We start from the raw sequence: 25,368 nt of genomic DNA, 5'->3' as shown, positions 1-25,368 counted from the left end.
ATCGTTTGGTGGTCGAGATAACATGATAAATAACTGATTTATAGGGAAATTATATAGATACGCCCGACGTCTTCGTACGCGTATCAAAAAAAGTGCTTGCCGAATCTAACTCCGATCAATAAAGTCGTAGTTGTTCTGAGCTGGTCGAGAACTCCGACCAGACAAACCGGCATTGGTACCCCAGGCCATGACCTGAGCCCGCCACTGCGCATCCCACCTGAAAATGACTGATTACGTCTTTGGAGCACACACAATGAACAAGCACATTTTGATTGTCGGCGCAGGTTTCGGCGGGATGTGGAGCGCGTTGTCTGCCACGCGTTTGCTGGAAAACCACGGCCGCGACGACGTCCGCGTCAGCGTGCTGGCGCCCGAAGCGGTGCTGGGGGTTCGTCCGCGCTTCTACGAACAGGAAGTGCACCAGATGCAGTCGCCATTGGGCCCGCTGTTCGACGCAGTCGGCGTCAATTTCGTCCAGGGCATGGCGAACGAGATCGACACAGTCGGCAAAAAAGTCGGCTATGTGGACGCCAACGGTGCGATCGCCACGCTCAACTACGACAAACTGGTTCTGGCGACCGGCAGCCGCGTAGTGCGTCCTGCCTCGGTGGCGGGCGTGGAGCATGCGTTCGATGTCGACCTGATGGCCGAAGCCACTCGGCTTGACCAGCACATCAAGTCATTGGCCCGGCTGCCTGAATCCGCGCCGCGCAATACCGTCGTGGTCGCGGGCGGTGGCTTCACCGGGATCGAAACCGCAACCGAAATGCCTGCTCGTCTGCGTGCCGCACTGGGTGCCGATGCCAGGGTTCGCGTAATCATCGTTGACCGTGGCGAGAAAGTCGGCGCCGCACTGGGTGCGAACATCAGCCCGTCGATCATCGAAGCCACTCAGGCGCTGGGCGTGGAGTGGGTCGTCAATGCATCGGTGGCCGCAGTGGACGCCGATGGCGTAACCCTTGCCGACGGTCGTCGCATCGACGCCATGACCGTGGTCTGGACCGTGGGTGTGCGGGCCAGCTCGCTGACTGAGCAGATCCCGGCCGAGCGCGATGCTTTCGGTCGTCTGCACGTGGACCGCAACCTGAAAGTCATCGGCCAGGACGACGTCTTCGCCACCGGCGATACCGCTTATGCGGCCACCGACGACGAAGGCAATTTTGCGCTGATGACCTGTCAGCACGCGATCGCACTGGGGCGCTCGGCGGGCAACAACGTCGCTGCGGACCTGCTGGGTGAAGCGCCGATTCCGTACAGCCAGGTCAAGTACGTCACCTGCCTGGACCTTGGCGCATGGGGCGCCGTCTACACCGAAGGCTGGGACCGTCAGGTCAAGCTGATCAAGGAAGAAGCCAAACAGCTCAAGCAGCAGATCAACTCCGTCTGGATCTACCCACCGGTCGCCGAGCGTCAAGCGGCGCTGGCAGCGGCGGACCCGATGATCCCGGTTGTTGCGTGACAGACCCCATCGGCGAACAGGCAAGCCGGCGGATATCCGTCGGCTTGCGCGATTCTTCGCAGGAGCGCATCAGGATTCGGTGGGGTTTCAGGGACAGTGATGGTGTGTCAGGAAGCGCCACCTCCGGTACCGGCAGATGGCGTTTCGCGATGCGCCACGGTCAGTCAGCGTGGCGCGAGGTGGTCAGTACGCGGCGACGAGGCCGTCTTTTCTGGGGTCCGTTCCGCCGACGTATCCGTGCGCGGTGCGCTGGATGATCTGCGCGCCGCCGAAGGCGAACACGCCGCTCGGGTCTTCGATCTCAACCTCGTGGCCCTTGGCGCGCAGTTCCTCGACCACCAGCCGGTCGAACGAGCGCTCGACCGCCACTTTCAGCCCGGCCTCGATCCGCCAGCGCGGCGCATCGGCAGCCGCCTGCGGGTTCTGTTTGTAGCGCAGGATGCGCATCATCATCTGCAGATGACCCTGCGCCTGCATCGGGCCGCCCATCAAGCCGAACGACATCAGCGGCGTGCCGTCGGCATTCATCACGAAGCCCGGAATGATGGTATGGAAAGGGCGTTTGCCCGGCGCAACGATGTTGACATGTTCAGGGTCGAGGCTGAAACCGGCGCCGCGGTTCTGCAGGCTGATCCCCGTGCCCGGCACGACGACACCCGAGCCGAAGCCCATGTAGTTGGACTGGATGAACGAAACCATCATGCCGTTTTCGTCCGCGGCTGACAGGTACACCGTGCCGCCGGCCTTGGGCGAGCCATGCTGCGGGTCGGCGGCCTGCTCGGTGATCAACGACGCGCGCTCCATCAGGTACGCAGGGTCCAGCAGGTGTTCGGAAGCGACGCGCATGTGATCGTTGTCGGCGACGTGGTGGTTGAGGTCGGCGAGCGCCAGCTTCATCGCCTCGAGCACCGGGTGAACGGTTTCGACGCTGTCCACCGCATGCTCGCCGACGCCCAGCGCTTCGAGCATGGTCAGCCCGGCCAACGTGGCGATGCCCTGGCCGTTGGGCGGCAGCTCATGGACCACCGCGCCGGCATAAGGCACCGACAGGGTGTCGATCCAGTCGACGTCGTGACGGGCCAGATCGTCCAGGCTCATGACGCTGCCATTGGCGTTGGCATGGGCAATGATCTTCTGCGCCAGTTCGCCGCGATAGAACGATTCGCCTTTGGTTTCGGCGATCAGCTCCAGCGTTGTCGCGTGGTCTTTGAGCGTGACTTTCTCGCCTGGCTGCGGAGCCTTGCCGCCTTGCAGAAAGCACTCTGCGAAGCCCGGCTGATCCTTGAGCAGGGCCGAACCGCGTCGCCACAGTTCGGCGATGATGGGCGTCACTTGATAGCCGTCTCGGGCGTAGCCGATGGCGGGGCCTGCGAGGGTGGCGAAGGGCAGCTTGCCGTAGCGCTCCGACAGCGCGACCCAGGCCGAGACCGCGCCGGGCACCGTCACGGCACCCCAGCCACGCTGCGGCATTTCGGTCTGACCGGCAAAGTGTTCCGGCGACCAGGCTTGCGGCGAGCGCCCCGACGCGTTCAGGCCCTGGAGTTTTTTGCCGTCCCAGACGATGGCGAACGCATCGCTGCCGATGCCGCAGCCGGTCGGTTCGACCACTGTCAGCACCATGGCGGCGGCGATGGCGGCGTCCACCGCATTGCCGCCGCGACGCAGCATGTCGAGCCCGGCCTGCGCGGCCAGTGGCTGCGAGCAGGCGACCATGTTGTTGCCCATCACCGGCGAGCGGGCGGACGCGTAAGGTTGGCTGTAATCCAGATCATCGAACATGAAATCATCTCTTCGGCAGTTGATCAGCGTTTAAGTCGCAAGGGAATGGAATCAGTGGCGTCAGCTTTCGGATCGAGCGCATCGCGCAGCCCGTCGCCCAGCAGGTTGAAGCACAGCACCGTGATGTAGATCGCCACGCCGGGCGCGATCGACATCCACGGCGCCTGCTCCATGAAGTTCTTCGCGGTATTGAGCATCGAGCCCCAGGACGGCGAGGGCGGTTGCTGGCCCAGGCCGAGGAACGACAGACTGGCTTCGGCCAGAATCGCCGAGGCAATGGTCAGCGTGGCCTGCACCACCAACGGCGAGAGCACGTTGGGCAGCACGTAACGCAGGATGATCCAACGGTCGGGCAGGCCGATCGCGCGGGCGCCTTCGAGGTAATCTTCGTGCCGGATCGCCAGCACCTGACCCCGTGTCAGGCGCGAGAAAATCGGCATGGCCGACAAGCCGATCGCGATCATCGCGTTGGTCAGGCTCGGGCCGAGGAAGGCTCCCAGCGCAATCGCCAGGACCAGAAACGGGCAGGACAACAACGCTTCCATGATGCGCGATATCACCGCGTCCAGCTTGCCGCCGAAGTAGCCGGCCAGCAGGCCCAGCGGCACGCCGATCACCATCGCGATGGCCACGGAAACGCCGCCCGCCAGCAAGGAACTGCGCGCGCCCCACAACAGCCGGGAGAACAGGTCGCGCCCGAGCTCATCGGTGCCCAGCCAGTACATCATCGACGGCGCTTTGCGCACCGCGAGAAAGTTGGCTTTCAACGGATCATAGGGCGCAATCCACGGCGCGAGCAGTGCCGCGAGAATGAATACGATCAACACCACCGCGCCCACGACCGCGCCTTTGTTGGCGAGGAATTTTCGGGCAAACGGCGAGCGCGTGCGCGGTTTCAGCGGCTCTTTGACAGGCAGTGCAGGATTGAGGGCAATCGAGGTCATCAGGCAGTCCTCAGACGCGGGTTGATCAGGCGATACAGCACATCGGCGAGCAGGTTCAGCAGCAGAAAACCGATCGCCACGCACAGCACCACGCCTTGCACCACGGCATAGTCACGGTTGAAAACGGCATCGACGATCATCTTGCCGAAGCCCGGAATACTGAACACCTGCTCGGTCAGGACCGCGCCACCGAGCAGCTCGCCGAACAGCAGCGTGGTCAGGGTGACGATGGGCGTCAGCGCATTGCGCAGCGCATGCTTTAGGATCACCGTGCGCGGGAACAGTCCCTTGGCCCGCGCGGTGCGCACATAATCGGCGCGCAGCACTTCAAGCATCGCGCTGCGGGTGTGCCGCATCAGGACGCCCGACAGCCCGGCGCCGAGCACGAACGCTGGCAGGATCAAGGTCTTGAGGTTTTGCCCCAGGTTTTCACCCAGCGGCACGAAGCCCGACGCCGGCAGCCATTGCAGCTTCACGGCGAAGATCATGATCAACAGAATCCCCAGCCAGAAATGCGGAATGGAGATCCCCGACAAGGCGAACACGTTAGCGCCGTAATCCACTGCCGTGCCTTTGCGCACGGCGGAAATCACCCCGGTCGGGATGCCGATCAGCAGTGCGATGACCAGCGCCAGCACGGCCAGCTCGATGGTCACCGGCAGCTTGGACGCCAGCAGCGTCGTCACCGGTTGCTCGGTGCGCAGCGAGGTGCCGAAGTCGCCTTGCAGCACGTTGCCGACCCAGTGCACGTATTGCAACGGCACCGGATCGTTGAGGCGGTATTTCTCACGCAGGTATTCCATGACCGCCGGATCGCGCTCTTCGCCCGCCATGGCTTGCACCGGATCGCCCGGCAGCAGTTTCTGCAGGGTGAAGACGAACAGCGAAACCAGAATCAGCGTCGGTATGGCGCTGAGCAGGCGGCGCAGGATGAAGATCAGCATGGCGATTCCTCGCGGCCGAAGCGGTTATCCACAGACATCCCGATCATTTGAAGGCAACGTCGTTGAGGCGGATCAGCCCGTCCGGGTTTGGCACGAAGCCGGTCAGGTTGCTGCGCATCGCGATGATCCGCGGATCGAAGTAGAGGTAGCTGGTCGGCACGTCGTCGGCCAGCAGACGCAGCGCTTCGAAGTACAGCGCCTGACGCTGCGCCTGGTCGTTCACGGTGCGCGCCTTGTTCAGCAGTTCGTCGAGTTTGGGGTCACAGAAACGGCCGTCGTTCTGGCCGCCTTTGCAGGTCACGAACTGATGGATATCGCCATCCGGATCGGGGCGACCCGACCAGGCGCTCATGCCGATCTGGAAGTTGCCGGCCTGTTGCTCGCTGAGCAGGGTGGCGTATTCGGTGGCAACCAGATTGACCTTGAAGCCGGCTTCTTCGGCCATCGCCTGAATGATCTGCCCGACCTGCTGGGCGATCGGGTTGTTGGCGACCTTGAGCTCGACGCTGACCGGGGTCTTCACGCCCGCTTCGGCCAGCAGTTTTTTGCTGGCCTCGACATCACGGGCCGGGATCGGCAGGTCTTTGTCGTAGTAAGGGCTGCTTTTCGGGAAAGGCTGCGCGCTGGGTGCGTAGAGGCCTTCGAAGACCACCTGATTGATCGCATCGCGGTCGATCGCCAGCTCGAAGGCTTTGCGCACGCGCTTGTCCTTGCCCAGCGGGTTGTTGGCCTTGTCACCGTTGTTGGTGTTGTACATCAGCTGCATATAGCCAAGGCCCGGGGTGCTGAACACTTGCACGTGACTGTCGGCTTTAGCGGTTTTCACGTCGGTGGGCGCGACGCGCTCGATGATGTCCAGATCGCCCGAACGCAGGTTCGCCAGGCGCACGGAGGTGTCCGGAATCGGCAGGAAAACCACTTTGTCGAAGTGGTACGCCTGCTTGTTCCAGTAGTGGTCGAAACGCTCCAGCACGATGCGATCCTGCTGCACCCGCTGAACGAATTTATACGGGCCGGAGCACACCGGTTTCGAGCCGACGTCGGTCGCCGACGCCTTGGGCGCGAGCATCATTCCGGCGCGGTCGGACAGTTGCGAAATCAGCGTGGCGTCCGGTTGCTTGACCTTGATGGCGACGGTCTTGGCATCGATCACGTCAACGCTTTCCACCGACGACAGTTCGCTCTTGCGCAGCGAGTCGGGCAGGGTGCGCGCACGGTCCAGGTTGAATTTCACGGCTGCGGCATCGAAGGCTTCGCCGTCATGAAAGGTAACGCCCTCGCGCAGGGTCATGGTCAGGGTCTTGCCGTCTTCGCTCCAGTTCCAGGCCGTGGCCAATTGCGGCACGTAAGTCAGGTCAGGGCTGATATCGACCAGTTTGTCGCACAGCGCGGTGTACACCAGGCGGCCCGAATACGTGCGCGAACGGTGCGGGTCGAGCACGTCCGGATCATCCTGAATACCGATGCGCAACGTGGTTTCGGCGACAGCCGCATTCGCGGCGAGCAGCAACAGCGCGGTGGTCATCAGAGGGGCGAACTTCATGGCTGACTCTCCAGAGAAAGGGCTTGATGGCTTTTGAACAGGTTCAGGCGCTGGCTGTAGGCCGCGCTGGGTGTCGGTACGATCAATGAGCCGGCGCCCGCGTTAGCGATTTCGCGCCAGTAATGGCACGCCACCTGGCGACCCGGCTCGACGGTTTCGAACGCGGGTTTGAGTTCGCGGCACAGCGGCCTGGCGTGCGGGCAGCGCGTGTGAAAGCGGCAGCCGGAGGGCGGTTTGCTCGGGCTCGGCATGTCGCCTCCGAGCAGCGGACGAGGCCGGCGCAAGTCAGGGTGGCTGACCGGCACAGCGGCCATCAGCGCCTGGGTGTAGGGATGGAAGGGCGTCTCGAACAGCGCGTTGACCGGGGCCAGTTCGACGATCTCGCCCAGGTACATCACCGCCACTCGATCACTCATGTGACGAATCACCGCCAGGCCATGGGCGACAATGAGCAGCGTCAGGCCGAACTGGTGCTTGAGGTCCTCCAGCAGATTGACCACCTGCGCCTGCACCGACACGTCCAGCGCCGACACCGGCTCGTCGCCGAGGATCAGCCGTGGCTCGGAGGCCAGTGCCCGGGCGATGCCGATGCGCTGGCGCTGCCCGCCGGAAAACTCGTGAGGGAAGCGGCTGCCGTGCTCAGGCGCAAGGCCGACGGTGCGCAGCAATTCCGCAACCTTGTCCTGCCGTGCGCTGCGGCTGTCATCGCGATGCAGCCAGATCGGTTCGCCGATGATCGACTCGACGCTCATGCGCGGGTTCAGCGACGCGAAGGGGTCCTGGAAGATGATTTGCAGATCGCGGCGCACCTGACGCAGCTTGTCAGCGGGCAGATTGCCCAGATTGCGTCCTTCATAAATCACATCGCCCGCCGTGGGTTTGAGCAGATTCAGCAGCACGCGGCCGAGGGTGGATTTGCCCGAGCCGGATTCACCGACCAGCGCCAGTGTTTCGCCCCGGCGAACGGCCAGCGACACTTCATTGACCGCCTGCACGGGCGGTTTTTTGCGTTGGAACAGGCCTGCTTCACTGTGGAAATGCTTGCTGACCGCAATGCTTTCCAGAATCGGTTTTTCCAGGGCGTCGGCGGCGACGTCGATGTGCTGCGGCGTGCTCATGCACTGACTCCCAAATGCTGTTCCAGCGGCGCGCGAATGCAGGCCGCGAAATGACCACTGGAGACTTCCAGCAGTGGCGGGCGCGCTTCACGGCACGCATCGATGACGAACGGGCAGCGACTGGCAAAGCGGCAGCCGCCGGGCATTTCGGCCGGGGTTGGCACGCGTCCGTTGATGGTCGCGAGGCGTCCTTCGCGCGGGCCGACCGAGGGCATCGAGCCCATCAGGCCGATGGTGTAAGGATGTTGCGGGTCGTCGAACAGCGTCTTCACTGAACCGCTTTCGACGACGCGACCGGCGTACATCACCATGACGTCGTCGGCGACTTCCGCGACCACGCCCAGGTCGTGGGTGATCAGGATCATCGATGTGCCGGTCTCGGCCTGCAGGCTGGCGACCAGCGACAGGATCTGCGCCTGAATCGTCACGTCCAGCGCGGTGGTCGGCTCGTCGGCGATGATCAGTGCCGGATCGTTGGCCAGCGCCATGGCAATCATTGCCCGCTGACGCATGCCGCCGGACAGCTCGTGGGGATAGGCGTCCAGACGCTGCTGCGCATCGGGCACGCGAACTTTTTCGAGCATTTCCAGCGCGCGCTGACGGGCCGCACCCGCGGACAGGCCCTGATGACGGATCACGCTTTCAGCGATCTGCTCGCCGATGGTGAACACCGGGTTGAGTGACGTCATGGGCTCCTGGAAAATCATCGCCATGCGGTTGCCGCGAACGTCCAGCAGGCGGGTGTCGGACATCCCCAGCAGCGGCTCGCCCAGCAGGCTCGAGGCGCTGGCGCCAACGGTCGCGGTGTCCGGCAGCAGGCCCATCAACGCCATGGAGGTCACGCTTTTGCCGCAGCCGGATTCGCCGACGATGGCCAAGGTTCTGCCCGGCCTGATCGCAAAGGAAACGCCATCGACGACGTTGGCCGGGGCACCCTTGAAGCGCACGGTCAGGTCGCTGACGCTCAGAACCGCAGGCTGATCGTCGCGGGGTTGGTCGTTCATACGCTGGCCTCAAGGTCTTGTTGGATGACGTGGTCCAGGGCCTGCTGCAAGGCGCGCAGATGTCCGCGCATGGCAGTAGCGGCCTTGACCGGATCACGGGTTTCGATGGCACTGACGATGTCGTCGTGATCGTGGCTGTAGGTGTCCAGCCGGTCGGTGTTGCGGGCACGCTGGCGCAGATCGCGCCAGGTGGGGTCGAGGCGAATCGCGTCGAGCATCTCGAAGATGTCCAGCATCAGGCGGTTGCCGGCGGCTTCGGCGATGCCGCGGTGCAGGGCGCTGTCCCACAGCTCGATGCCCTCGGCGTCGATTTCGGTGGCGTGTTGCTGCCGTGTCGTGCGCTCGGCCAGACGGCGCAGGATCGCCATCTGTTCACCGTTGGCGCGTAACGCAGCCAGCGAGGCGAGTGCCGGTTCCAGATAAAGGCGCGCTTCCATGACCTCGCTGAAATTGGTCCGGCTCGACAACTTGGCGAAACTCATCGCCGCACTGGGCGGGGTAGGGCCGACAAAGGTTCCCTTTCCCTGCCGACGCCAGATCTGGCCTTCCGCTTCGAGCACCGCCAGGGCACGACGAATGGCGCGACGACTGACGCCGAAATCCACCGCCAGATCGCGTTCGGTGGGCAAGGCCCGCTGGGGGAAGGCGGCATGTTGCGCCACCATCTGACGCAGCGCGTCCAGGGCCAGTTTCGACGAGTTGTCGTGCGGGGCGTCGGTGTCGAACCTTTCCATCATGGTCTCTCGTCACAGCATGAAAACCCGATGCCGTTTGCAGCGTGAAGCGGCGCGTGGCGTTAAGGGAGCGATACAGAGAGGGTGCAATAGCGATGCCAATCAGAATTGGTTCGTGCGGCAGACTGGCAATCCGCCCGCGCGAATACGCGCGATTCAGGCCGCTTGGGCCAATCGCCAAAGGTTCACAAGCTTGGTTCGCCGGATGAGGCAGGATTGGTTCGGGGGATAAGTGAACCAATTTTTCGCGGGTTTCAGACGGGTGCCTGATTATGGTTCGGGTGCATTGTTACAGGGCATGTTCAGGACAGCGCCAACGCGGAATTCCGTAGGACCGGCTTTAGCCGGGAATGCGTTCGTTGCCATACCGCACGACTGAGGTCGCACATACCGGGCTCTTCCCGGCTGAAGCCGGTCCTACTTACCGCGTGGCCTGTAGGACCGGCTTTGGCTGGCAGCGAGCCAGGTCAGCAGTCGGTGGCGATCAGTCCCACTCGGGCGCCAGGCTGGCCGGGCTGGTCAGGCGCTGGCCCCGGTCCAGCTTGGCGATGCGGGTCATGTCGTCATCGCTCAGCTTCAGGTCCACAGCCTTGAGGTTGCTTTCCAGGTTGGCGCGTCTGGTCGACGACGGAATCACCGCGTAACCCAGCTGCATCGCCCAGGCCAGGGTGACCTGCGCCGGCGTCGCGTCATTGCGCCGTGCGATTTCCTCGATCACCGGGTCTTTCAAGACCTCGCCATAGGCCAGGGTCATGTACGAGGTGATTTTGATCCCGTGCTGTCTGGCGAAATCAGCCACGGTGCGATTCTGCAGGTACGGGTGCAGCTCGATCTGGTTGGTCGCGATGTGCTCGGCGCCGACCGCAGCGATGGCTTCCTTCATCAGCGCGACTGTGAAGTTCGACACGCCGATCTCGCGAGTCAGGCCCTGCTTTTTCGCCTCCAGCAGCGCGCCCATGAACTCGGTGACCGCGACCTTGCCTTGCGGCGAAGGCCAGTGGATGAGCGTCAGGTCGACGTAATCGGTTTTCAGTTTCGCCAGGCTTTCCTTCAGGCTGGGGATCAGCTTGTCGGCGGCAAAGTTGTCCGTCCAGATCTTGGTGGTGATGTAGAGCTGATCACGGGGCACACCGCTTTGCACGACGGCTTGACCGACCTCGGCCTCGTTGCCGTAGATCTGCGCGGTGTCGATTACGCGGTAGCCAAGTTCAAGGCCGGTGGTGACCGAGTCGATCACGACCTGGTCTTTCAATCGGAACGTGCCCAGGCCAAAAGCGGGAACAGTCATCGGGATTACTCCATTGCAAAGGTAAGAAATCTGAAGGCCAGTATCCCGGTTGGTTCCCCGCGGAAAAACCGTAAATCGGGAAAGGGACTTCTGATCGGGGATCATGAATGCCGTGGAGCGCAGGGCCGCTGTGGATCGGAGTGATCGGGAGGGGGGGCGATGGCGGAAGTTCTGTTGTCATCGCGAGCAGGCTCACGTCTGCAAGAGACGCGATCACCCTCAGGGGTGAGCTTGCTCGCGAATGATTGCCGAACACAGGCAATCGACTGGCTGGCAACGGCTTCAGTGATCTCCACCAGATCGATATCGCCGATGCTCGAGCCCGCACGTTGCAGCAGCTTGCGGGTCGCGTAGACAGGCCCCATGCCCGGCGATGATGATCAAAGGGGCTGAGGATTGCATGGTAAGTCTCCTGGGCTAAGGGGCGGTCGATGGCGATCAGCGGTTCATGTCGAGGATCATGCAGGTGGTGGTGCCGGTGGCGTACAGACGGCCATCGACGTCGTAAATCCGGCCTTCGGCCAGCGCCGTGGAGCGCCCGACATGCACCACAGTGCCTTCGGCGCGGATCGGCCCGGTCTTGTCGGTCAGCGCCCGGATGTAGCTGATGCGCAGATCGAGGGTCGTGTAGCCCTGGCCATGTTGCAGGCGGGTGTGCACCGAACAACCCATGCACGAGTCAAGCAGCGTGGCTGCATAGCCGCCGTGCACGATGCCCAGCGGGTTGTAGTGCTGCGGCCCGGGCGTGCCTTGAAAAACGAAACTGCCGGGCGACCACTCGATCGGCACGAAATCCATCAGCTCGCCAATGGGCGGGTGCGGCAGCTCACCGTTACCGATGCCATCGAAGAACGCCTGCGGCGTCAGTTGCGCGACGTCGGTCAGGCTCATGCTGCCGGACTTGCCCAACCGGGCGCGGACGGTCTGTTCCTGCGCCAGCCAGAGGGCCAGTGTTTCTTGGCGAGAGGTGCTTTGCACGGGCATTCACTCCGCAAGCCGCATCCGACGGGGCGTCGGCGGGCGTTAAATTATGGTCATAATCTCGCTGTTCAATGACGATCGCAATACCATAAATGTCCACTGGTGGCCAAAGCGCTCAGTCAGTGAGGAGGGTAGCGAGCAAGGCAGGAAAAGAGGCGTGTGAATACCGCAAAATAAAGCGGAGCGCAGTCGTGGGATCGCCGCGCTCCAGTGGTCGACTGGCCGGCGGCTCAGGCATGCCCGTCCTTCTTGACGAAATGCTTGTGCATGTCGGCCGTCAGCGCTTCGACCCGTTCCGTCAGCAGCTTGGTCATCTCGGTCAGGCGTGTGTTCTGCTCCAGTAATTCCAGCATTTGCGCGGTGTTTTGCGCCGCCCGCGCCATGCGTTCTTCATTGGCCACGGCGAGCGCTTCGCGGTGCTGCGCGTCGGCATCGGAACTGGCTTTGTCGCGAGCGGCCTGGCGCGTCTGGGCAAGCAGGATCAGTGGCGCGGCATAAGCCGACTGCAGGCTGAACGCCAGGTTGAGCAGGATGAAGGGATAAACGTCGAACGTCACCAGGCCGCTCAGGTTGGCGCCAACCCACAGCAGCACAATGAGCGTCTGCGCGCCCAGGAACGTCGGCGTGCCGAAAAAGCGCGCGAAGGCTTCGGCCTTCAGTGCGAACGCATCGTTGCCGAACGTGGGCGCAAGGTGCGCATGGCGTTTATGAAAACGCAGATGATCGACAGGTGGCGAGGCGGGCAGGGCGGTGGCGTCCGGATTGACGGGTTCAGTCGGGGCAACGGGCATGGCGGCTTCCTGAGGGCAAAGACAGATGCCCACTATAGGCCCGAATGCCCGGGATTTAACGCAGCCCGTGACGGCGGCAGCGAGGTTGCGCGGGCACGTTGGTGCCCGCAGGCGTGAAAGCCGAGCGTCAGTCCACCGGATCGGGGTACAACGGCTTGGACCGATGCATGATGTTGGCGTAGTCGTAGACGTACTGGCGACCCGCGTGACTGGTCATGCGCAGGCGATCGATCAGTTGTCGCTCTTTCTTGTTCAGGTATCTCAACCCTTGGTGGTCACTGGACTTGAGGCGATCACGTTCATGGGCGTCAGGGAAAGTGATGACGTTCGTCATGAAATATCTCCTTGGTTGAATCCTTGTGCCCGGCTCCATATCCGGGTTCACCTTTATGGTGCGACCCCGCACCTTACCCACAAAAAGTCGACCCCTTCAACCCTGCAATGGATCAACGGATCACACCACCTGCACGATCTCGAACGATTGCCGGCTGCCGTTGACAACGATCTCGACCTCGTCGCCGTCGAACTTGCCCAGCAGCGTCTGGCCGAGCGGGGCTCTGGCGGTGATCACCGTGACAAGGCCTTCGTCCACGCTGACTTTCAGGCCCGCGGCATCCGGCCCGAGAAACAACTGCCGGGCGACACCGCTCGCCGATTCCAGCACGATCAGGTCGCCTGACTGAATGCCGCGCAGCTCATCGAAAGGCTTGAGCGTGAGGTTGCGGTACTGCATAAGCGACTGACGTATTTCCTCGACCCGGCGCGCCTGGCCGGCCGCCAGATACGACGCCTCCAGCCCCAGCGTGTCGTACTTGTTTTCGGCGATGTTCTCTTCATGCGTCGCGGTTTCGTAGGCCGTTTGCGCGGCGCGAATGGCGACCTCGAGATCGATTTCGAGTGTTTCGATGATCCGCTGCAGGACCCGTGGCTTGTTCATGAAAATGGCGTGTCTCGTCAAAGGGTTCAGCCGCAGAACTGATAGATCGCCGCGCGACTCTTCTCGCTGGGCGCGGTCTGGTTCTGCTGCATCCAGAACTGGCATTTCGGGCCATTGAAGTTGCGCTGCCGCTCGGCCTGTTCGACCTGTTCGGCCTGCCGCGCTTCGCCTTCGCGCAGGATCTGCCGGTATTGATCGAACATCGGATTGTCGCTTTCGGGATTTGCTTTGGCGGCTGGCGGGGTCGTCAACTCGCTGGCGGTGTTCTTCAGTGCCTGGGTCTGCTCGGCCGGTAATGCGTTGTAGACCAGCCAGGCCGTCAGCAGCACGGCCAGAAAACCCAGCCAGATCCCGGCAGCAATGGACAGCACGAGCTTCAATGGATGGAGGGTAACGGACAATTCGCGACGGTTGACGTACATGGCAGACTCCGGGCTTGCGCAGTGTCGATGGCGGAATTGTCGCACGACCGGGGCTGGAGATTCTGCGCCGTTATGAAGGACAATTCGCTTTTTTGAACATCCTCAGGGGATCGGGATGAAAGCCTCTTGGGATATTTTCTGCACCGTTGTGGATAACTTCGGCGACGTCGGCGTGACGTTTCGTCTGGCCCGTCAACTGGTCGCTGAGCATGGCATGGACGTGCGTCTGTGGGTGGACGACCTGACGGCGTTCGCCCGTCTGTGTCCTGCTGCCGACCCGCAGGCGCCGCAACAGTGGCACGACGGCGTCAACGTGTGTTTCTGGCCGAAGGACTGGCGCGCCGCCGAGCCTGCCGACGTCGTGATCGAAGCGTTCGCCTGTCATCTGCCGCCGGCCTACATCGACGCCATGAAAGCGCGCACGCCGCGCCCGCTCTGGCTGAACCTCGAATACCTGAGCGCTGAAGAGTGGGTGACCGGCTGCCATGGACTGCCGTCGCTGCAGTCCAGCGGCATCCAGAAGTTCTTCTTCTTTCCGGGCTTTCGGAGCACCACCGGCGGCTTGTTGCGCGAAGCCGGGTTGATCGAACGGCGCCATGCCTTCGAGCAGGATCCGGCCGCGCGGCAGGCATTCCTCACCCGGCTGGGCGTTCACCCGGAACACGACGCCACACAAACGCCGACGCAGTTGATCTCGCTGTTTGCCTACGAACACGCAGGGCTTGGCTCCTGGCTGGACTGCCTGGCGTTTGCCGACCGTAAAACCCACCTGTTGGTGCCGGAAGGGCGGATTCTGGGCGATGTTCAGCGCTGGCTTGCGGTCGATGAGCTCAAGGCTGGCGACCTGAACCAGCGCAATGCCCTGACCATTCAGGTGCTGCCATTCGTGCGTCAGGAGGACTACGACCTGCTGCTGTGGTGCTGCGATTTCAACGTGGTACGCGGCGAGGATTCTTTCGTGCGCGCGCAGTGGGCCGGCCGGCCGCTGATCTGGCACATCTATGAGCAGGACGACGACGCGCACTGGGCCAAGCTCGATGCGTTTCTGGAGCTGTATCTGGCCGGGTTATCCACAGGCGCGGCCCAGGCGCTGACCGATGTCTGGCGCAACTGGAACGCAGGGCAGGACATGGCGGCAAGCTGGACAACCCTGCAGGCGCATCGCGCCGAACTCGCCAGGCATGCGCAACGGTGGTGTCTGGAACAGGCCTTGCAGGATGATCTGACGACTGCGCTGGTACACTTTTACCGAAATTGGATATGATACGCGGCCTTGTATTAAGCCCTGTACGAAAAGTGGCTTTTCGTACAGGGCTTAGAAAGTACTTCCATCCAAATTCGGATATTCGTAATGAAAACTGGTAAAGAGCTTAAACCCGGTACCGTGATCCGTATCGACAACGATCCTTGGCTGGTTCAGAAAGCTGAATTCACCAAGTCCGGTCGTAACAGCGCGATCATGAAGACCAAGCTGAAGAACCTGCTGACCGGCTACAAGACTGAAACCGTCTACAGCGCCGACGACAAGCTGGACGACGTGATCCTGGACCGTAAAGAAGCCACCCTGTCTTTCATCAGCGGCGACTCCTACACGTTCATGGACACCACTGACTACACCATGTACGAACTGAACGCCGAAGACATCGAAAGCGTTCTGCCTTTCATTGAAGAAGGCATGACCGACGTCTGCGAAGCCGTTTTCTTCGAAGGCCGTCTGGTTTCCGTAGAACTGCCGACCACCATCGTGCGTCAGATCGACTACACCGAAGGTTCCGCTCGCGGCGACACTTCGGGCAAAGTCATGAAGCCAGCCAAGCTGAAAAACGGCACCGAGCTGAGCGTTGCTGACTTCATCGAAATCGGCGACATGATCGAGATCGATACCCGTGAAGGCGGTTCCTACAAAGGCCGTGCCAAGTAAGCACTGCTCGCGTAACGCCACACACGAAAAAGCCCGACCATTGAGTCGGGCTTTTTTGTGGGCGATGGTTTTGTTCGGTTACCAGTTCATGGCGTTCTTCTCTGGTCACTGAATCGTGTTGAACACACCGGCCTCATCGCGAGCAAGCTCACTCCTACAGTGGGAGCGCAGTAATCTGTAGGAGTGAGCTTGCTCGCGATGAGGCCGGATCGATCAATGCAGATCTATCCGGCTGACATCTTTTTTACTTCAGATGAACCTTCAACTCTTGCGACGCCTGCAACATCGCCGAGCGCACTTCCGGCACCTGGCTGACCACGTTGAGCAGACCGTAGTCGTGAATCATGCCGTTGTAGCGCACGGCGGTCACCGGAACGCCAGCCTGATCCAGTTTGCGGGCATACGCTTCGCCTTCGTCACGCAGCACGTCGGCACCGGCGGTCTGCACCAGAGCAGGGGGCAGGCCTTTGAGCTGATCCAGTGTGGCGCGCAGCGGTGAAGCGTAAATCTCGGCGCGCTGCTTCGGATCGGTGGTGTAGTTGTCCCAGAACCACTTCATCATGTTGCGGGTGAGGAAGTGCCCCTCGGCAAACTGGTCATACGAACCGGTGTCGAAGTTGGCGTCGGTTACCGGCCACAGCAGCACCTGATAACGAATGGCCGGCGTGCCCTTGTCTTTGGCCATCAGGCTGACGACGGCCGCCATGTTGCCACCGACGCTGTTGCCGGCCACGGCCAGACGCTTGCCATCGACGTTGATCTCCTTGCCGTGCTCAGCCACCCATTTGGTGGCCGCGTAGGCCTGGTTGATCGCGGTCGGGTAGTGCGCTTCAGGCGACGGCGTGTAGTTCACGAACACCGCCACTGCCCCCGAACCCTCGACCAGATCCCGCACCAGACGCTCGTGGGTCGGGTAATCGCCCAGCACCCAGCCGCCGCCGTGGAAGAACATGAACACTGGCAAGGTGCCTTTCACGCCAGCCGGACGCACGATGGTCAGGCTGATGTTCTGGCCGTCGGCCGAGATGGTCTTCTGGCTGACATCGGCTTTGGGCAGTGTCAGCTTGACCCCGGCCTGAGCGCCGGTCAGCACGGCCCGCGCATCCTTGGGCGAAAGCTGCTCGATCGGCTTGCCGCCGCCCGAGTTCAGCGCGTCGAGGAATGCCTGAGTGTTGTGCTCGACGCCGCTGTCGGTCGCCGCAAACGCTTTGCCGATGGACAGTGCGAGAAGCGAGCCCGCCAGAATCTTGCCAAATGTGTTCATGTTCTTCTCCTTCCTGGTCGAGGTGTCAGACGGTGACGTGCAGGCGAACGTCAACGTTGCCGCGGGTGGCGTTCGAGTACGGGCAGACCTGGTGAGCGGCGTCGACCAGTGCTTGAGCGTCGGCTTGTTCCAGGCCAGGCAGGCTGATGTGCAGATCGATGTCCAGACCGAAGCCGCCAGGGATCTGACCGATGCCGACGTGGGCAGTGATCGAGGCGTCGGCAGGGATGCTGCGTTTGCTCTGACCGGCGACGAATTTCAGCGCGCCGATGAAGCAGGCCGAGTAGCCGGCGGCGAAGAGTTGCTCAGGGTTGGTGGCTTCACCGCCAGCGCCGCCCAGTTCTTTCGGGGTGGCCAGTTTCACGTCGAGAATCTTGTCGCTGGAAACAGCACGGCCATCACGGCCACCGGTAGCGGTTGCAACTGCGGTATAGAGCGCTTTCATGATATTTCCTCACTTGAATGATGTTGGCCTGAGCCGGTTGTGTTTAGCGCTAAAAGTTTGTGCGCTAAGCAAGTGAGATGAAATGTAATGCGCCAATGATTAGTGCGCAAGATAAATTTTCGAGATTTCTCAAAAAAGCCGCGCTCTGTCGGTCATGTGTGATTTAACTGATTGATAAATAATGATTTATTTTCAAAAAGATTTTACTCTCGAGGTCGAGGTTTTTAGCAGTCTGCCTGCTCGCGGAAGGATCCTTCGATCCATCAGCGCCACAAAGTGGTGTCGCTACCGCGCTATCGCCACCCGATTTGTTGGAGCGCGCTGCCCGCGTACGCATTCATGCAGGCACCCTCCTGATCTCTGCACGGACGCTTTCGCGGGCAAGCGGGCTCTTGCAGAAATCTGCGACAGGGTCTGGCGTAAATGAAAAGGCCAGCAACGAGGCTGGCCTGAAGTGAAGGGGGGGTAATCAGATGCTGCCGTGCAGATGCCCGCGCAGGCCGAGCAGGTCCTGTTGCAACGCTTTCAGTTGTTCCACCGTGATTCCGCTGGCCGCGAGAATGCATTGCGGAATCCGCTTGGCCTTTTCGTGCAGCGCTTTACCCTGATCAGTCAGTGTCAACAGCACCACACGTTCGTCTTCCTTGCTGCGCGTGCGCTTGATCAAGCCTTCGGTTTCAAGCCGTTTGAGCAGCGGCGTCAGTGAGCCCGGATCGGTCAACAATCGCGTGCTTACTTCTCCTACCGTCAAGCCGTCTCGTTCCCACAAGACCAGCATCGCCAGGTATTGCGGATAGGTCAGGTTTAGTTCCAGCAACAGCGGCTTGTAGACCTTGGTCATCATCAGAGACGTGGAATACAAGGCAAAACACAGCTGGTTGTCCAGCAGCAAGTCCTCGCAACTGCCAGCTCCAGCTGTCGCGGAGCTATCGTCGGCGTTCATGGGTGTTCCTCGATTGAACGAAATGACCACTAATTTAGTGTCATGATCTTTAATGCACCAGATAATTTCGGTAATCGCCGACAGGGTGTTTCTCTATCGAAGCGGACTGACGCCGATCGTGACCTTTATCGCCGCCTGCGGATTTCCCTGATTGCCGCGAGTGAGTAGGATGCGCGCGTTCCCATACCGCAACTGAAAACAGAGGATCGGGCGTGATTGTCGATGTAGTGATGTACCTGCTGCTGGGTGCTGCCATGGGCACCCTGGGCGGGTTGTTCGGAATTGGCGGCGGGCTGGTGGCCATTCCGGCGCTGGGCGTGCTGTTCGGCCTCGATCAGCAACTGGCACAAGGCACCGCGTTGCTGATGGTGCTGCCCAATGTGTTGCTGGCGTTGTGGCGTTACAACCAGCGCAACAGGATATCGGTGCGCAACGCCATGTCGCTGATCGTGCCGAGCTTCATCATGTCCTGGCTGACGTCCTTGTGGGCCGTGCGGATCGACCCCCAGAGCATGCGCATCGGCTTCGTCGCGTTTCTCGTCGTCCTGACGCTGTTCAACGTGATTCAAATGTACTGGCGCAAAGGCCACTCAGGGCCGCAGCTTCGACATGGCCGGTGGCTATGGGTGCTGGGCCTGGGCTCCGGCGTGACCGCGGGAATGTTCGGCGTCGGCGGCGGGGTGATCGCAACGCCGATCCTGACCGGCATCTTCGGCGCCAGTCAGGTGGCCGCCCAAGGGCTGGCGCTGGCCCTCGCAGCCCCGGCGACCATTATCACGATGACCACTTACGCGCTGCATGGCCACGTCGACTGGCGGATGGGAATCCCGCTGGCCATCGGCGGCCTTGCCAGCATCAGTTGGGGCGTCGCGCTCGCCCACAGTCTGCCGGAGCGCTTGCTCAGATCGCTGTTCTGCGTGTTCCTGGTGATCTGCGCGATCATGCTCTGTTTCCGGGTCTGACCCATCGCTACAGTTCGAAGCCCTCGGCGATGTGATCGGCCAGGCACTCGGTGATCGGTGAGGGATTGTTCGGATTACGCAGCAGGACGATGCTCGCCGACGGCAGCTGCGGCAAGCCCTCCGCTTCGCCAAGCACGCGCAGATCAGGGGTGATCAGGCTCTGCAATTGCGCGGTCACGGCGAGCCCGGCGCTGACCACGGCCATGATCGCCGACAGGCTGGCGCTGGTGTAGGCCACGCGATATTCGCGGCCGCCGGCGTCCAGCGCATTGACCGCCCACAGGCGGCAGAAACAGTCGTTGTTGAACATCGCCAGTGGCAGCGGCGTCTGTTCGTGCGGGCAGAACCCTGCGGCCTCTGCCCAGACGAAGCGCTCCTGACGCAGAATCTGGCCGATCTCCTTGCCTGGCTCGCGGGTCACGATGCTCAGGTCCAGGTCCTGACGCTGCAGCAGTTGCGCCGATGATTCACAGTGCACTTCGACCTGCACGAGGGGATATGCCTGAGCGAAGCGCTGCAGGATGCCCGGCAGGAAACGCATTACGTAGTCATCCGGCGTACCGATTTTCACCGTGCCGACCATGTGCGGCTCACGCAGCGTGTTGAACACCTCGCTGTGCAGTTTCAGGATGCGCCGGGCATAACCCAGCAGCACCTGGCCCTCCGCCGTGAGGTTGAGCGTGCGGCCGTCCTTCAAGAACAGCGGCCGGCGGACGACGTCATCCTCAAGCCTTTTCATCTGCATGCTGACCGCCGACTGCGTGCGGTTGACCACCTCGCCAGCCTTGGTGAACCCGCCTTCGTCGGCAATCGCGACGAAGGTGCGCAGCAGTTCGCTGTCAATGCTTGGGTAGCTGGTCATACATCAATCTCCCAGATGCAGTGCATAAGAAACATTCGTTGGATTGATCTTAAGCCTGGCGAGAGAATCTGCCCATCCCCACTTGGAGGGCAAGACGATGAAAGGTCAAAAAGGTTACGTACTGGTGATGAAAACCCTGTCGCGGGAGTCGGGGCCTGAGCGTTGGTGGACTGCGATGACGACGCAGATCGCCCGCTGGCGCAGGCTCCACCGCGAACGCAGGCAGCTGGCTGCATTGAGTGACGACGCGCTCAAGGACATCGGTCTGAGCCGGGCCGATGTGTACCAGGAAGCGGAGCGTCGGTTCTGGGATGACCCGATGAAGCATTGAGGCGACGGGCCTGGCAGTTCTCACGGCAGCCGGCGCGGTAGGCAGCGCGGGTCTTGATGAGGTAGTTTTGCGGATCGATCAGGAGGTCCTGAATGCCCGCAGAACTGCCGATTCAGCAAAAACTGTCCATCAAACAGGCGCGTCGTCTGGCGCTGGCTGCCCAGGGATTCAATGGTCGGCAGCGGCCGGCGACCATCAAGGCCAGCCATGTCACGCAGCTGATCGAGCGTCTCGGTGTGCTGCAGATCGATTCGGTCAATGCACTGGTGCGCTCGCACTATCTGCCTTTGTATTCGCGGCTGGGCAACTACCCGCAGAAGCTTCTGGATGACGCCGCCTGGAGCCAGGGCAGGCAACGCAAACTGTTCGAATACTGGGGGCATGAAGCGTCATTGCTGCCCGTGGATCTGTACCCGCTGATGCGCTGGCGCATGCAGCATGCGGCTCAAGGTGAAGGTATCTATCAGCAGCTGGCCAGCTTCGGACGCGAGCAGCAGCCGACCATCGCGCGTGTGTTGCAGGCGGTGCGTGATCAAGGCGCGCTGGGGGCGGGCAGCCTCAGTACGCGTCAGGAGCGCGCGGGACCGTGGTGGGACTGGAGCGCTGAAAAGCTGGCGCTGGAATGGCTGTTTGCCGCTGGCGAGGTGACGGTTGCCGGGCGTCGCGGATTCGAGCGGCTTTATGATCTGCCCGAACGGGTTCTGCCCGACGCGATCATCCATCACCCTGAGCTGGACGAGGGCCAGGCCCAGCGCGGACTGCTCCTGCACGCCGTCGGAGCGTTGGGCGTCGGCACCGAAAAAGACATCCGTGACTACTTTCGTCAGGACCCGGCGCCCGCCAGGGCCGGGCTGGCAGCGCTGGTGGAAGAGGGGCGCATCAACGTGGTTCAGGTGCAAGGCTGGAAGCAGACAGCCTACGCATTGCCCGAGCTGAGCGTGCCGCGCAAGGTGGCGACCAGTGCACTGCTTTCTCCGTTCGACTCCTTGATCTGGGAGCGTGCGCGCACCGAGCGCCTGTTCGATTTTCATTACCGCCTGGAAATCTACACGCCCGCCCACAAGCGTGTGTATGGCTATTACGTGCTGCCGTTTCTGTACAACGAACGCATCGCGGCGCGCATCGACCTGCGGGCCGAAAGGGCTGCCGGGAGGCTGGCCGTGCATGCCGTACACGAAGAACAGCCGGGGCTGGACGAGGAGGGCATGCATGCCCTGGCGCTGAACCTGCGACAACTGGCCAACTGGCTCGGCTTGCCCGACGTGTTGATCAACTGCCAACGCGCCAGTGCCGCGCGCCTGCGAGAGGCATTCGTCGCCAGCGGTTTTGATCACCTGTAACGAAACGTTCGAGGTCAGCCGGGAATGGTCCAGCGCAGACAGCCTCGATTCCGTAATGTGAAATCCACGCCTTGCGCCGTTGTAGGACCGGCTTTAGCCGGGAACCGTCCGGCGCAGGCACTCTGAATTCCGGGGTGTGAAATCCGACGCCTTCCCGGCTGAACCCAATCCTGCAGAAACAGCGCGCCCGCTCGCGCGACTTACCGACGCACTTGCTTCAACGTCTCGGCAATCAAGAACGCCAGTTCCAGCGACTGATCTGCGTTCATTCGGGGATCGCAATGGGTGTGATACCGATCCGACAGCCCATCCTCGGTAATCGGACGTGCGCCACCGATGCATTCGGTCACGTTCTGCCCGGTCATTTCGATGTGGATGCCGCCTGCGTAGGTGCCTTCGGCCTGATGCACCTGGAAGAACTGCTTGACCTCACCCAGAATCTGCGCGAAGTCGCGGGTCTTGTAGCCGCTGCTGGCTTTGATGGTATTGCCATGCATCGGATCGGAACTCCACAGCACCTTCTTGCCCTCGCGCTCCACCGCACGGATCAGGGCCGGAAGGTGGTCGCCCACCTTGTTGGCGCCCATCCGCGCGATCAGGTTCAGGCGGCCAGGATCGTTGTCGGGGTTGAGGATGTCGATCAGACGAATCAGGTCATCGGTGTTCATGCTCGGGCCGACTTTCACCCCGATCGGGTTTTTCACGCCGCGCAGGAATTCGACATGCGCGCCGTCAAGCTGGCGGGTGCGGTCGCCGATCCACAGCATGTGCGCCGAACAGTCATAGAAGTCGTTGGTCAGGCTGTCGCGGCGCACGAAGGCTTCTTCGTAGTTGAGTAGGAGCGCTTCGTGGGCGGTGAAGAAACTGGTCTCGCGCAATTGCGGTGAGGTGTCCATTCCGCAGGCGCGCATGAACGCCAGCGTCTCGTCGATGCGATCGGCGAGCTGGCTGTACTTGTCCGACAGCGCCGAATTGGCGATGAAATCAAGGTTCCACTGATGCACCTGATGCAGGTCGGCGAAACCGCCCTGGGCGAACGCGCGCAGCAGGTTCAGCGTCGCGGTCGACTGGTGGTAAGCCTGCAGCAGGCGATCCGGATCCGGAACACGGCTCTTTTCGTCGAAGCCGATACCGTTGACGATGTCGCCGCGATAAGCCGGCAGCGTCACGCCATCTACGGTTTCGTCGTTCGAGGAGCGGGGTTTGGCGAACTGGCCGGCCATGCGTCCGACCTTGACCACCGGGCAGCCCGCCGCAAACGTCATGACGATTGCCATCTGCAACAGTACTTTGAAAGTGTCGCGGATCTTCGCGGCGGAGAACTCGAAGAAGCTCTCGGCGCAGTCGCCCCCTTGCAGCAAGAACGCCCGACCCTCGGTCACTTCGGCGAATTGTCGGCGCAGCTCGCGTGCTTCCCCGGCGAACACCAGCGGCGGAAAACTGCCCAGCGTCTGCTCGACACGCCGCACATGCTCGGCGTCAGGGTATTGAGGTTGCTGCTGGATAGGCAGGGCCCGCCAGCTGTCGGGACTCCAGGGTTGGCTCATGGTGAACTCGAGGTCAGTGCGATCGGACCGTCATGGTAGCAGTTCACCTGGATAATTTGCGTGACCTGCCGGGGCTGCATGCCTGACAATCCGCGCGCCAAACCTGATTGATCAAGAGAGCTGCAATGACCGAGGAGCGTGTTGAGCGCGTGCTGGCTGAGGTTCACGATGACTTCGGCATGATTCGCGTGCTGGAAGTGGCGGATTACCGCTTTCTGGAATTCGGCGACGCCATCGAGCAGAGCTGCACGTTCACGGCCGATCCTGCCTGGCTGGAGTACGACTACACCCGCGCCATGCTGATCGGAGCGCTGTGCCATGAGGCGCCGGAAAGTGCGCTGTTCATGGGGCTTGGCGCCGGAACGCTGACCCAGGCCTGCCTGAAATTCCTGCCCCTGGACGACGTCGAGGCCATCGAGCTGCGTGCCGACGTGCCACGTCTGGCGATGGAGTTCATGGGTTTGGCAGACGATCCGCGTCTGTACATCCGCATTGGCGACGCGCTGGAATTGCTGCCGACGGCGGAAAACGCCGACCTGATCTTCGTTGACCTGTACACCGACACCGGGCCCGCAGTGGGCCATCTGGCCTGGGGTTTCCTGGAAAAGTGCCAGCAACGGCTGAACCCGGGAGGCTGGCTGGTCATCAATCAGTGGGCCTCGGACGACGGCAAACCCTTGGGCGCGGCGCTGTTGCGCGGCCTCTATCACCGTCATTACTGGGAGCTGCCGGTGAAGGAGGGCAACGTGATCCTCATCGTGCCTGCCGATCTGGATCAGACGCTGGACATGGATGCCCTGATCCAGCGTGCCGAAGGGCTGGCCCCGCAGTTGGGCTACTCGCTGCTGCCGCTGATCAAGACCCTGCGCCCGGCCACCTGATCAGCGCCCTTTGAAGTCCGCCGCGCGTCCCTCCCGCAGCGCGCTCAGGCCCTCGCCGGCGTCGTCGCTTTCAATCACTCGCCGCACCAGCTGCGGCAACGCGTGGGCGGCGGCGCTTTCACCCTCCAGCACCGCCTGGCGCGCAGACTCCAGCGTGGCGCGGATGCCTATCGGCGCGCGGTCAGCGACATGCTGCGCAAGGCGCAGGGCGGCAGGCAGGAGGTCTTCCGGCGCCATGACTTCCTGCACCAGCCCCATGCGACAGGCCTCATGGGCGTCGAACTCGTCGCCGGTCAGCAGCCAGCGCATGGCGTTGCCCCACCCGGCGATCTGATGCAGGCGCAGCGTCGCGCCGCCAAACGCGAAGATGCCGCGCTGCACCTCCAGATGCGCGAAGCGGGCGTTGCTCGCACACAGATTGATGTCGGACGCGAGCATCAGCTCGATACCCAGCGTCAGGCAGTAACCCTGCGCCGCGACGATCACCGGCTTACTGACTCTTGGCCCGACGAACAGACCCCACGGGTCGTAGCCGCCTGGCGGCAGTTTCCAGCCGTCCTTGAGCGCCGGTCCTGCTTCGGCCAGATCGAGGCCTGCGGTGAAATGATCGCCATGGGCGAAGACCACGGCGACCCGCGCCTGATCGTTACGCTCGAATTCACCATAAGCCAGACTGAGCTGGTCGAGCATTTCCATGTCGAACGCATTGCGTTTGGCGACGCGGTCCAGTCCGATGAGCATGATGGCCCCTCGCTGTTCCCGGCTGACGTGGCCTTTGATGGAAGAGGTCATGTCCGAATTTCCTGCATGCTGAGTAGGAAGGGAGGGTGACTGCCTGACTGATGAGGTGAATCGTTTAAGCCCCCGCCGCCAGTAATACCGGGCTCTTGAAAAGTAGACACTGACTCAGGTTTGCGCAAAGCCTGTG

General features: G+C 62.1%; 26 protein-coding genes and 1 pseudogene. 7 read left to right on the top strand and 20 right to left on the bottom strand.

What is annotated here, in order from left to right; translation table 11 throughout:
- Nucleotides 1–253 precede the first annotated feature (253 nt).
- Nucleotides 254–1,459: an NAD(P)/FAD-dependent oxidoreductase gene (locus tag QRN36_RS16540; RefSeq protein ID WP_285425037.1), complete on the top strand. Its 1,206-nt coding sequence runs from the start codon at nt 254–256 to the stop codon at nt 1,457–1,459.
- 183 nt (nt 1,460–1,642) lie between these two features.
- Here the strand turns inward: QRN36_RS16540 and QRN36_RS16535 are convergent, their stop codons facing one another.
- From QRN36_RS16535 to QRN36_RS16470, 14 genes and pseudogenes are all read right to left on the bottom strand, one after another.
- Nucleotides 1,643–3,238: a gamma-glutamyltransferase family protein gene (locus QRN36_RS16535; RefSeq protein WP_285425036.1), complete on the bottom strand. Its 1,596-nt coding sequence runs from the start codon at nt 3,236–3,238 to the stop codon at nt 1,643–1,645.
- 23 nt (nt 3,239–3,261) lie between these two features.
- Nucleotides 3,262–4,182, bottom strand: coding sequence for an ABC transporter permease (locus QRN36_RS16530; protein ID WP_285425035.1), 921 nt, complete (start codon nt 4,180–4,182; stop codon nt 3,262–3,264).
- On the bottom strand, nt 4,182–5,126 hold the full coding sequence (locus QRN36_RS16525; protein WP_285425034.1) for an ABC transporter permease: 945 nt from the start codon (nt 5,124–5,126) through the stop codon (nt 4,182–4,184). The genes QRN36_RS16530 and QRN36_RS16525 overlap by 1 nt, the downstream gene beginning before the upstream one ends.
- Before the next feature lie 43 nt (nt 5,127–5,169).
- Complete coding sequence (locus QRN36_RS16520) at nt 5,170–6,669, bottom strand: ABC transporter substrate-binding protein (protein ID WP_285425033.1); 1,500 nt, start codon at nt 6,667–6,669, stop codon at nt 5,170–5,172.
- Nucleotides 6,666–7,787: an ABC transporter ATP-binding protein gene (locus QRN36_RS16515; RefSeq protein ID WP_285425032.1), complete on the bottom strand. Its 1,122-nt coding sequence runs from the start codon at nt 7,785–7,787 to the stop codon at nt 6,666–6,668. Before QRN36_RS16515 ends, QRN36_RS16520 begins: the two co-directional genes overlap by 4 nt.
- Nucleotides 7,784–8,791, bottom strand: a complete 1,008-nt coding sequence (locus QRN36_RS16510; RefSeq protein WP_285425031.1) for an ABC transporter ATP-binding protein — start codon at nt 8,789–8,791, stop codon at nt 7,784–7,786. Before QRN36_RS16510 ends, QRN36_RS16515 begins: the two co-directional genes overlap by 4 nt.
- Nucleotides 8,788–9,525, bottom strand: a complete 738-nt coding sequence (locus QRN36_RS16505) for a FadR/GntR family transcriptional regulator (protein WP_093460545.1) — start codon at nt 9,523–9,525, stop codon at nt 8,788–8,790. The genes QRN36_RS16510 and QRN36_RS16505 overlap by 4 nt, the downstream gene beginning before the upstream one ends.
- A gap of 484 nt (nt 9,526–10,009) precedes the next feature.
- Nucleotides 10,010–10,813, bottom strand: a complete 804-nt coding sequence (dkgB, locus tag QRN36_RS16500; RefSeq protein WP_285425030.1) for a 2,5-didehydrogluconate reductase DkgB — start codon at nt 10,811–10,813, stop codon at nt 10,010–10,012.
- 245 nt (nt 10,814–11,058) lie between these two features.
- A pseudogene (locus tag QRN36_RS16495) lies at nt 11,059–11,181 on the bottom strand (acetyl-CoA C-acyltransferase); the annotation flags it as partial.
- Between the two features lie 70 nt (nt 11,182–11,251).
- Nucleotides 11,252–11,791, bottom strand: a complete 540-nt coding sequence (locus QRN36_RS16490) for a PaaI family thioesterase (protein WP_285425029.1) — start codon at nt 11,789–11,791, stop codon at nt 11,252–11,254.
- Nucleotides 11,792–12,024: 233 nt separating this feature from the next.
- Nucleotides 12,025–12,585 carry a DUF1003 domain-containing protein gene (locus QRN36_RS16485; RefSeq protein WP_285425028.1) on the bottom strand — a complete coding sequence of 187 codons (561 nt, stop codon included), beginning with the start codon at nt 12,583–12,585 and terminating at the stop codon, nt 12,025–12,027.
- A 127-nt stretch (nt 12,586–12,712) separates the two neighbouring features.
- Complete coding sequence (locus QRN36_RS16480; RefSeq protein WP_093460533.1) at nt 12,713–12,919, bottom strand: hypothetical protein; 207 nt, start codon at nt 12,917–12,919, stop codon at nt 12,713–12,715.
- A 120-nt stretch (nt 12,920–13,039) separates the two neighbouring features.
- Nucleotides 13,040–13,522: a transcription elongation factor GreAB gene (locus QRN36_RS16475; RefSeq protein WP_285425214.1), complete on the bottom strand. Its 483-nt coding sequence runs from the start codon at nt 13,520–13,522 to the stop codon at nt 13,040–13,042.
- Nucleotides 13,523–13,548: 26 nt separating this feature from the next.
- Nucleotides 13,549–13,944: a hypothetical protein gene (locus QRN36_RS16470; protein ID WP_093460527.1), complete on the bottom strand. Its 396-nt coding sequence runs from the start codon at nt 13,942–13,944 to the stop codon at nt 13,549–13,551.
- A 115-nt stretch (nt 13,945–14,059) separates the two neighbouring features.
- Between QRN36_RS16470 and earP the strand changes: the two genes are divergently transcribed.
- On the top strand, nt 14,060–15,208 hold the full coding sequence (gene earP / locus QRN36_RS16465; protein ID WP_285425027.1) for an elongation factor P maturation arginine rhamnosyltransferase EarP: 1,149 nt from the start codon (nt 14,060–14,062) through the stop codon (nt 15,206–15,208).
- Between the two features lie 87 nt (nt 15,209–15,295).
- Entirely contained in the window at nt 15,296–15,865 is a 570-nt protein-coding gene (locus QRN36_RS16460) for an elongation factor P (protein ID WP_093460519.1), read from the top strand.
- 244 nt (nt 15,866–16,109) lie between these two features.
- Here the strand turns inward: QRN36_RS16460 and QRN36_RS16455 are convergent, their stop codons facing one another.
- The 3 genes from QRN36_RS16455 to QRN36_RS16445 form a co-directional block, all read right to left on the bottom strand.
- Nucleotides 16,110–17,129 (bottom strand): alpha/beta hydrolase, encoded by a 1,020-nt coding sequence (locus QRN36_RS16455; RefSeq protein ID WP_285425026.1) that lies wholly within the window; start codon nt 17,127–17,129, stop codon nt 16,110–16,112.
- Between the two features lie 25 nt (nt 17,130–17,154).
- On the bottom strand, nt 17,155–17,574 hold the full coding sequence (locus QRN36_RS16450) for an organic hydroperoxide resistance protein (RefSeq protein ID WP_093460513.1): 420 nt from the start codon (nt 17,572–17,574) through the stop codon (nt 17,155–17,157).
- Between the two features lie 469 nt (nt 17,575–18,043).
- Nucleotides 18,044–18,517, bottom strand: a complete 474-nt coding sequence (locus QRN36_RS16445; protein ID WP_285425025.1) for a MarR family winged helix-turn-helix transcriptional regulator — start codon at nt 18,515–18,517, stop codon at nt 18,044–18,046.
- A 230-nt stretch (nt 18,518–18,747) separates the two neighbouring features.
- Here QRN36_RS16445 and QRN36_RS16440 point away from each other — a divergent pair, with 230 nt between their 5' ends.
- Nucleotides 18,748–19,479, top strand: a complete 732-nt coding sequence (locus tag QRN36_RS16440; RefSeq protein WP_306470435.1) for a sulfite exporter TauE/SafE family protein — start codon at nt 18,748–18,750, stop codon at nt 19,477–19,479.
- 7 nt (nt 19,480–19,486) lie between these two features.
- Here the strand turns inward: QRN36_RS16440 and QRN36_RS16435 are convergent, their stop codons facing one another.
- The gene (locus tag QRN36_RS16435) at nt 19,487–20,341 is read right to left on the bottom strand and encodes a LysR substrate-binding domain-containing protein (protein ID WP_285425024.1); all 855 of its coding nucleotides are present in this window, start codon (nt 20,339–20,341) and stop codon (nt 19,487–19,489) included.
- A gap of 97 nt (nt 20,342–20,438) precedes the next feature.
- Here QRN36_RS16435 and QRN36_RS16430 point away from each other — a divergent pair, with 97 nt between their 5' ends.
- Together QRN36_RS16430 and QRN36_RS16425 are read left to right on the top strand one after the other, a co-directional pair.
- A complete protein-coding gene (locus tag QRN36_RS16430) occupies nt 20,439–20,672 on the top strand; it encodes a DUF1127 domain-containing protein (protein WP_285425023.1) in 234 nt (77 codons plus the stop codon).
- A gap of 92 nt (nt 20,673–20,764) precedes the next feature.
- Nucleotides 20,765–22,012: a winged helix-turn-helix domain-containing protein gene (locus tag QRN36_RS16425; RefSeq protein WP_285425022.1), complete on the top strand. Its 1,248-nt coding sequence runs from the start codon at nt 20,765–20,767 to the stop codon at nt 22,010–22,012.
- 200 nt (nt 22,013–22,212) lie between these two features.
- Here the strand turns inward: QRN36_RS16425 and QRN36_RS16420 are convergent, their stop codons facing one another.
- Entirely contained in the window at nt 22,213–23,559 is a 1,347-nt protein-coding gene (locus tag QRN36_RS16420) for a class II 3-deoxy-7-phosphoheptulonate synthase (protein WP_285425021.1), read from the bottom strand.
- Nucleotides 23,560–23,684: 125 nt separating this feature from the next.
- Here QRN36_RS16420 and QRN36_RS16415 point away from each other — a divergent pair, with 125 nt between their 5' ends.
- Nucleotides 23,685–24,440, top strand: a complete 756-nt coding sequence (locus tag QRN36_RS16415) for a spermidine synthase (protein ID WP_285425020.1) — start codon at nt 23,685–23,687, stop codon at nt 24,438–24,440.
- On the opposite strand, the gene QRN36_RS16410 is transcribed toward QRN36_RS16415, so the two are convergent.
- Entirely contained in the window at nt 24,441–25,232 is a 792-nt protein-coding gene (locus tag QRN36_RS16410; RefSeq protein ID WP_285425019.1) for a crotonase/enoyl-CoA hydratase family protein, read from the bottom strand.
- Nucleotides 25,233–25,368 lie beyond the last annotated feature (136 nt).

Origin of the sequence: Pseudomonas sp. efr-133-TYG-103a (assembly GCF_030209235.1) — a bacterium.
Taxonomy (GTDB): Bacteria; Pseudomonadota; Gammaproteobacteria; order Pseudomonadales; family Pseudomonadaceae; genus Aquipseudomonas.
Note: the sequence above shows the minus strand (reverse complement) of the source record. Positions and strands in the feature narration are given on the sequence as shown.

Coding starts and splice junctions, on each gene's coding strand:
- QRN36_RS16485 (WP_285425028.1), bottom strand. CDS start 12,585: ATGCCCGTTGCCCCGACTGAACCCGTCAATCCGGACGCCACCGCCCTG.
- QRN36_RS16515 (WP_285425032.1), bottom strand. CDS start 7,787: ATGAGCACGCCGCAGCACATCGACGTCGCCGCCGACGCCCTGGAAAAA.
- QRN36_RS16445 (WP_285425025.1), bottom strand. CDS start 18,517: ATGAACGCCGACGATAGCTCCGCGACAGCTGGAGCTGGCAGTTGCGAG.
- QRN36_RS16520 (WP_285425033.1), bottom strand. CDS start 6,669: ATGAAGTTCGCCCCTCTGATGACCACCGCGCTGTTGCTGCTCGCCGCG.
- QRN36_RS16535 (WP_285425036.1), bottom strand. CDS start 3,238: ATGTTCGATGATCTGGATTACAGCCAACCTTACGCGTCCGCCCGCTCG.
- QRN36_RS16540 (WP_285425037.1), top strand. CDS start 254: ATGAACAAGCACATTTTGATTGTCGGCGCAGGTTTCGGCGGGATGTGG.
- QRN36_RS16450 (WP_093460513.1), bottom strand. CDS start 17,574: ATGAAAGCGCTCTATACCGCAGTTGCAACCGCTACCGGTGGCCGTGAT.
- QRN36_RS16460 (WP_093460519.1), top strand. CDS start 15,296: ATGAAAACTGGTAAAGAGCTTAAACCCGGTACCGTGATCCGTATCGAC.
- QRN36_RS16480 (WP_093460533.1), bottom strand. CDS start 12,919: ATGACGAACGTCATCACTTTCCCTGACGCCCATGAACGTGATCGCCTC.
- QRN36_RS16430 (WP_285425023.1), top strand. CDS start 20,439: ATGAAAGGTCAAAAAGGTTACGTACTGGTGATGAAAACCCTGTCGCGG.
- QRN36_RS16420 (WP_285425021.1), bottom strand. CDS start 23,559: ATGAGCCAACCCTGGAGTCCCGACAGCTGGCGGGCCCTGCCTATCCAG.
- QRN36_RS16455 (WP_285425026.1), bottom strand. CDS start 17,129: ATGAACACATTTGGCAAGATTCTGGCGGGCTCGCTTCTCGCACTGTCC.
- dkgB (WP_285425030.1), bottom strand. CDS start 10,813: ATGACTGTTCCCGCTTTTGGCCTGGGCACGTTCCGATTGAAAGACCAG.
- QRN36_RS16435 (WP_285425024.1), bottom strand. CDS start 20,341: ATGACCAGCTACCCAAGCATTGACAGCGAACTGCTGCGCACCTTCGTC.
- QRN36_RS16475 (WP_285425214.1), bottom strand. CDS start 13,522: ATGAACAAGCCACGGGTCCTGCAGCGGATCATCGAAACACTCGAAATC.
- QRN36_RS16425 (WP_285425022.1), top strand. CDS start 20,765: ATGCCCGCAGAACTGCCGATTCAGCAAAAACTGTCCATCAAACAGGCG.
- QRN36_RS16440 (WP_306470435.1), top strand. CDS start 18,748: ATGTACCTGCTGCTGGGTGCTGCCATGGGCACCCTGGGCGGGTTGTTC.
- QRN36_RS16470 (WP_093460527.1), bottom strand. CDS start 13,944: ATGTACGTCAACCGTCGCGAATTGTCCGTTACCCTCCATCCATTGAAG.
- QRN36_RS16505 (WP_093460545.1), bottom strand. CDS start 9,525: ATGGAAAGGTTCGACACCGACGCCCCGCACGACAACTCGTCGAAACTG.
- QRN36_RS16525 (WP_285425034.1), bottom strand. CDS start 5,126: ATGCTGATCTTCATCCTGCGCCGCCTGCTCAGCGCCATACCGACGCTG.
- QRN36_RS16530 (WP_285425035.1), bottom strand. CDS start 4,182: ATGACCTCGATTGCCCTCAATCCTGCACTGCCTGTCAAAGAGCCGCTG.
- QRN36_RS16510 (WP_285425031.1), bottom strand. CDS start 8,791: ATGAACGACCAACCCCGCGACGATCAGCCTGCGGTTCTGAGCGTCAGC.
- earP (WP_285425027.1), top strand. CDS start 14,060: ATGAAAGCCTCTTGGGATATTTTCTGCACCGTTGTGGATAACTTCGGC.
- QRN36_RS16410 (WP_285425019.1), bottom strand. CDS start 25,232: ATGACCTCTTCCATCAAAGGCCACGTCAGCCGGGAACAGCGAGGGGCC.
- QRN36_RS16415 (WP_285425020.1), top strand. CDS start 23,685: ATGACCGAGGAGCGTGTTGAGCGCGTGCTGGCTGAGGTTCACGATGAC.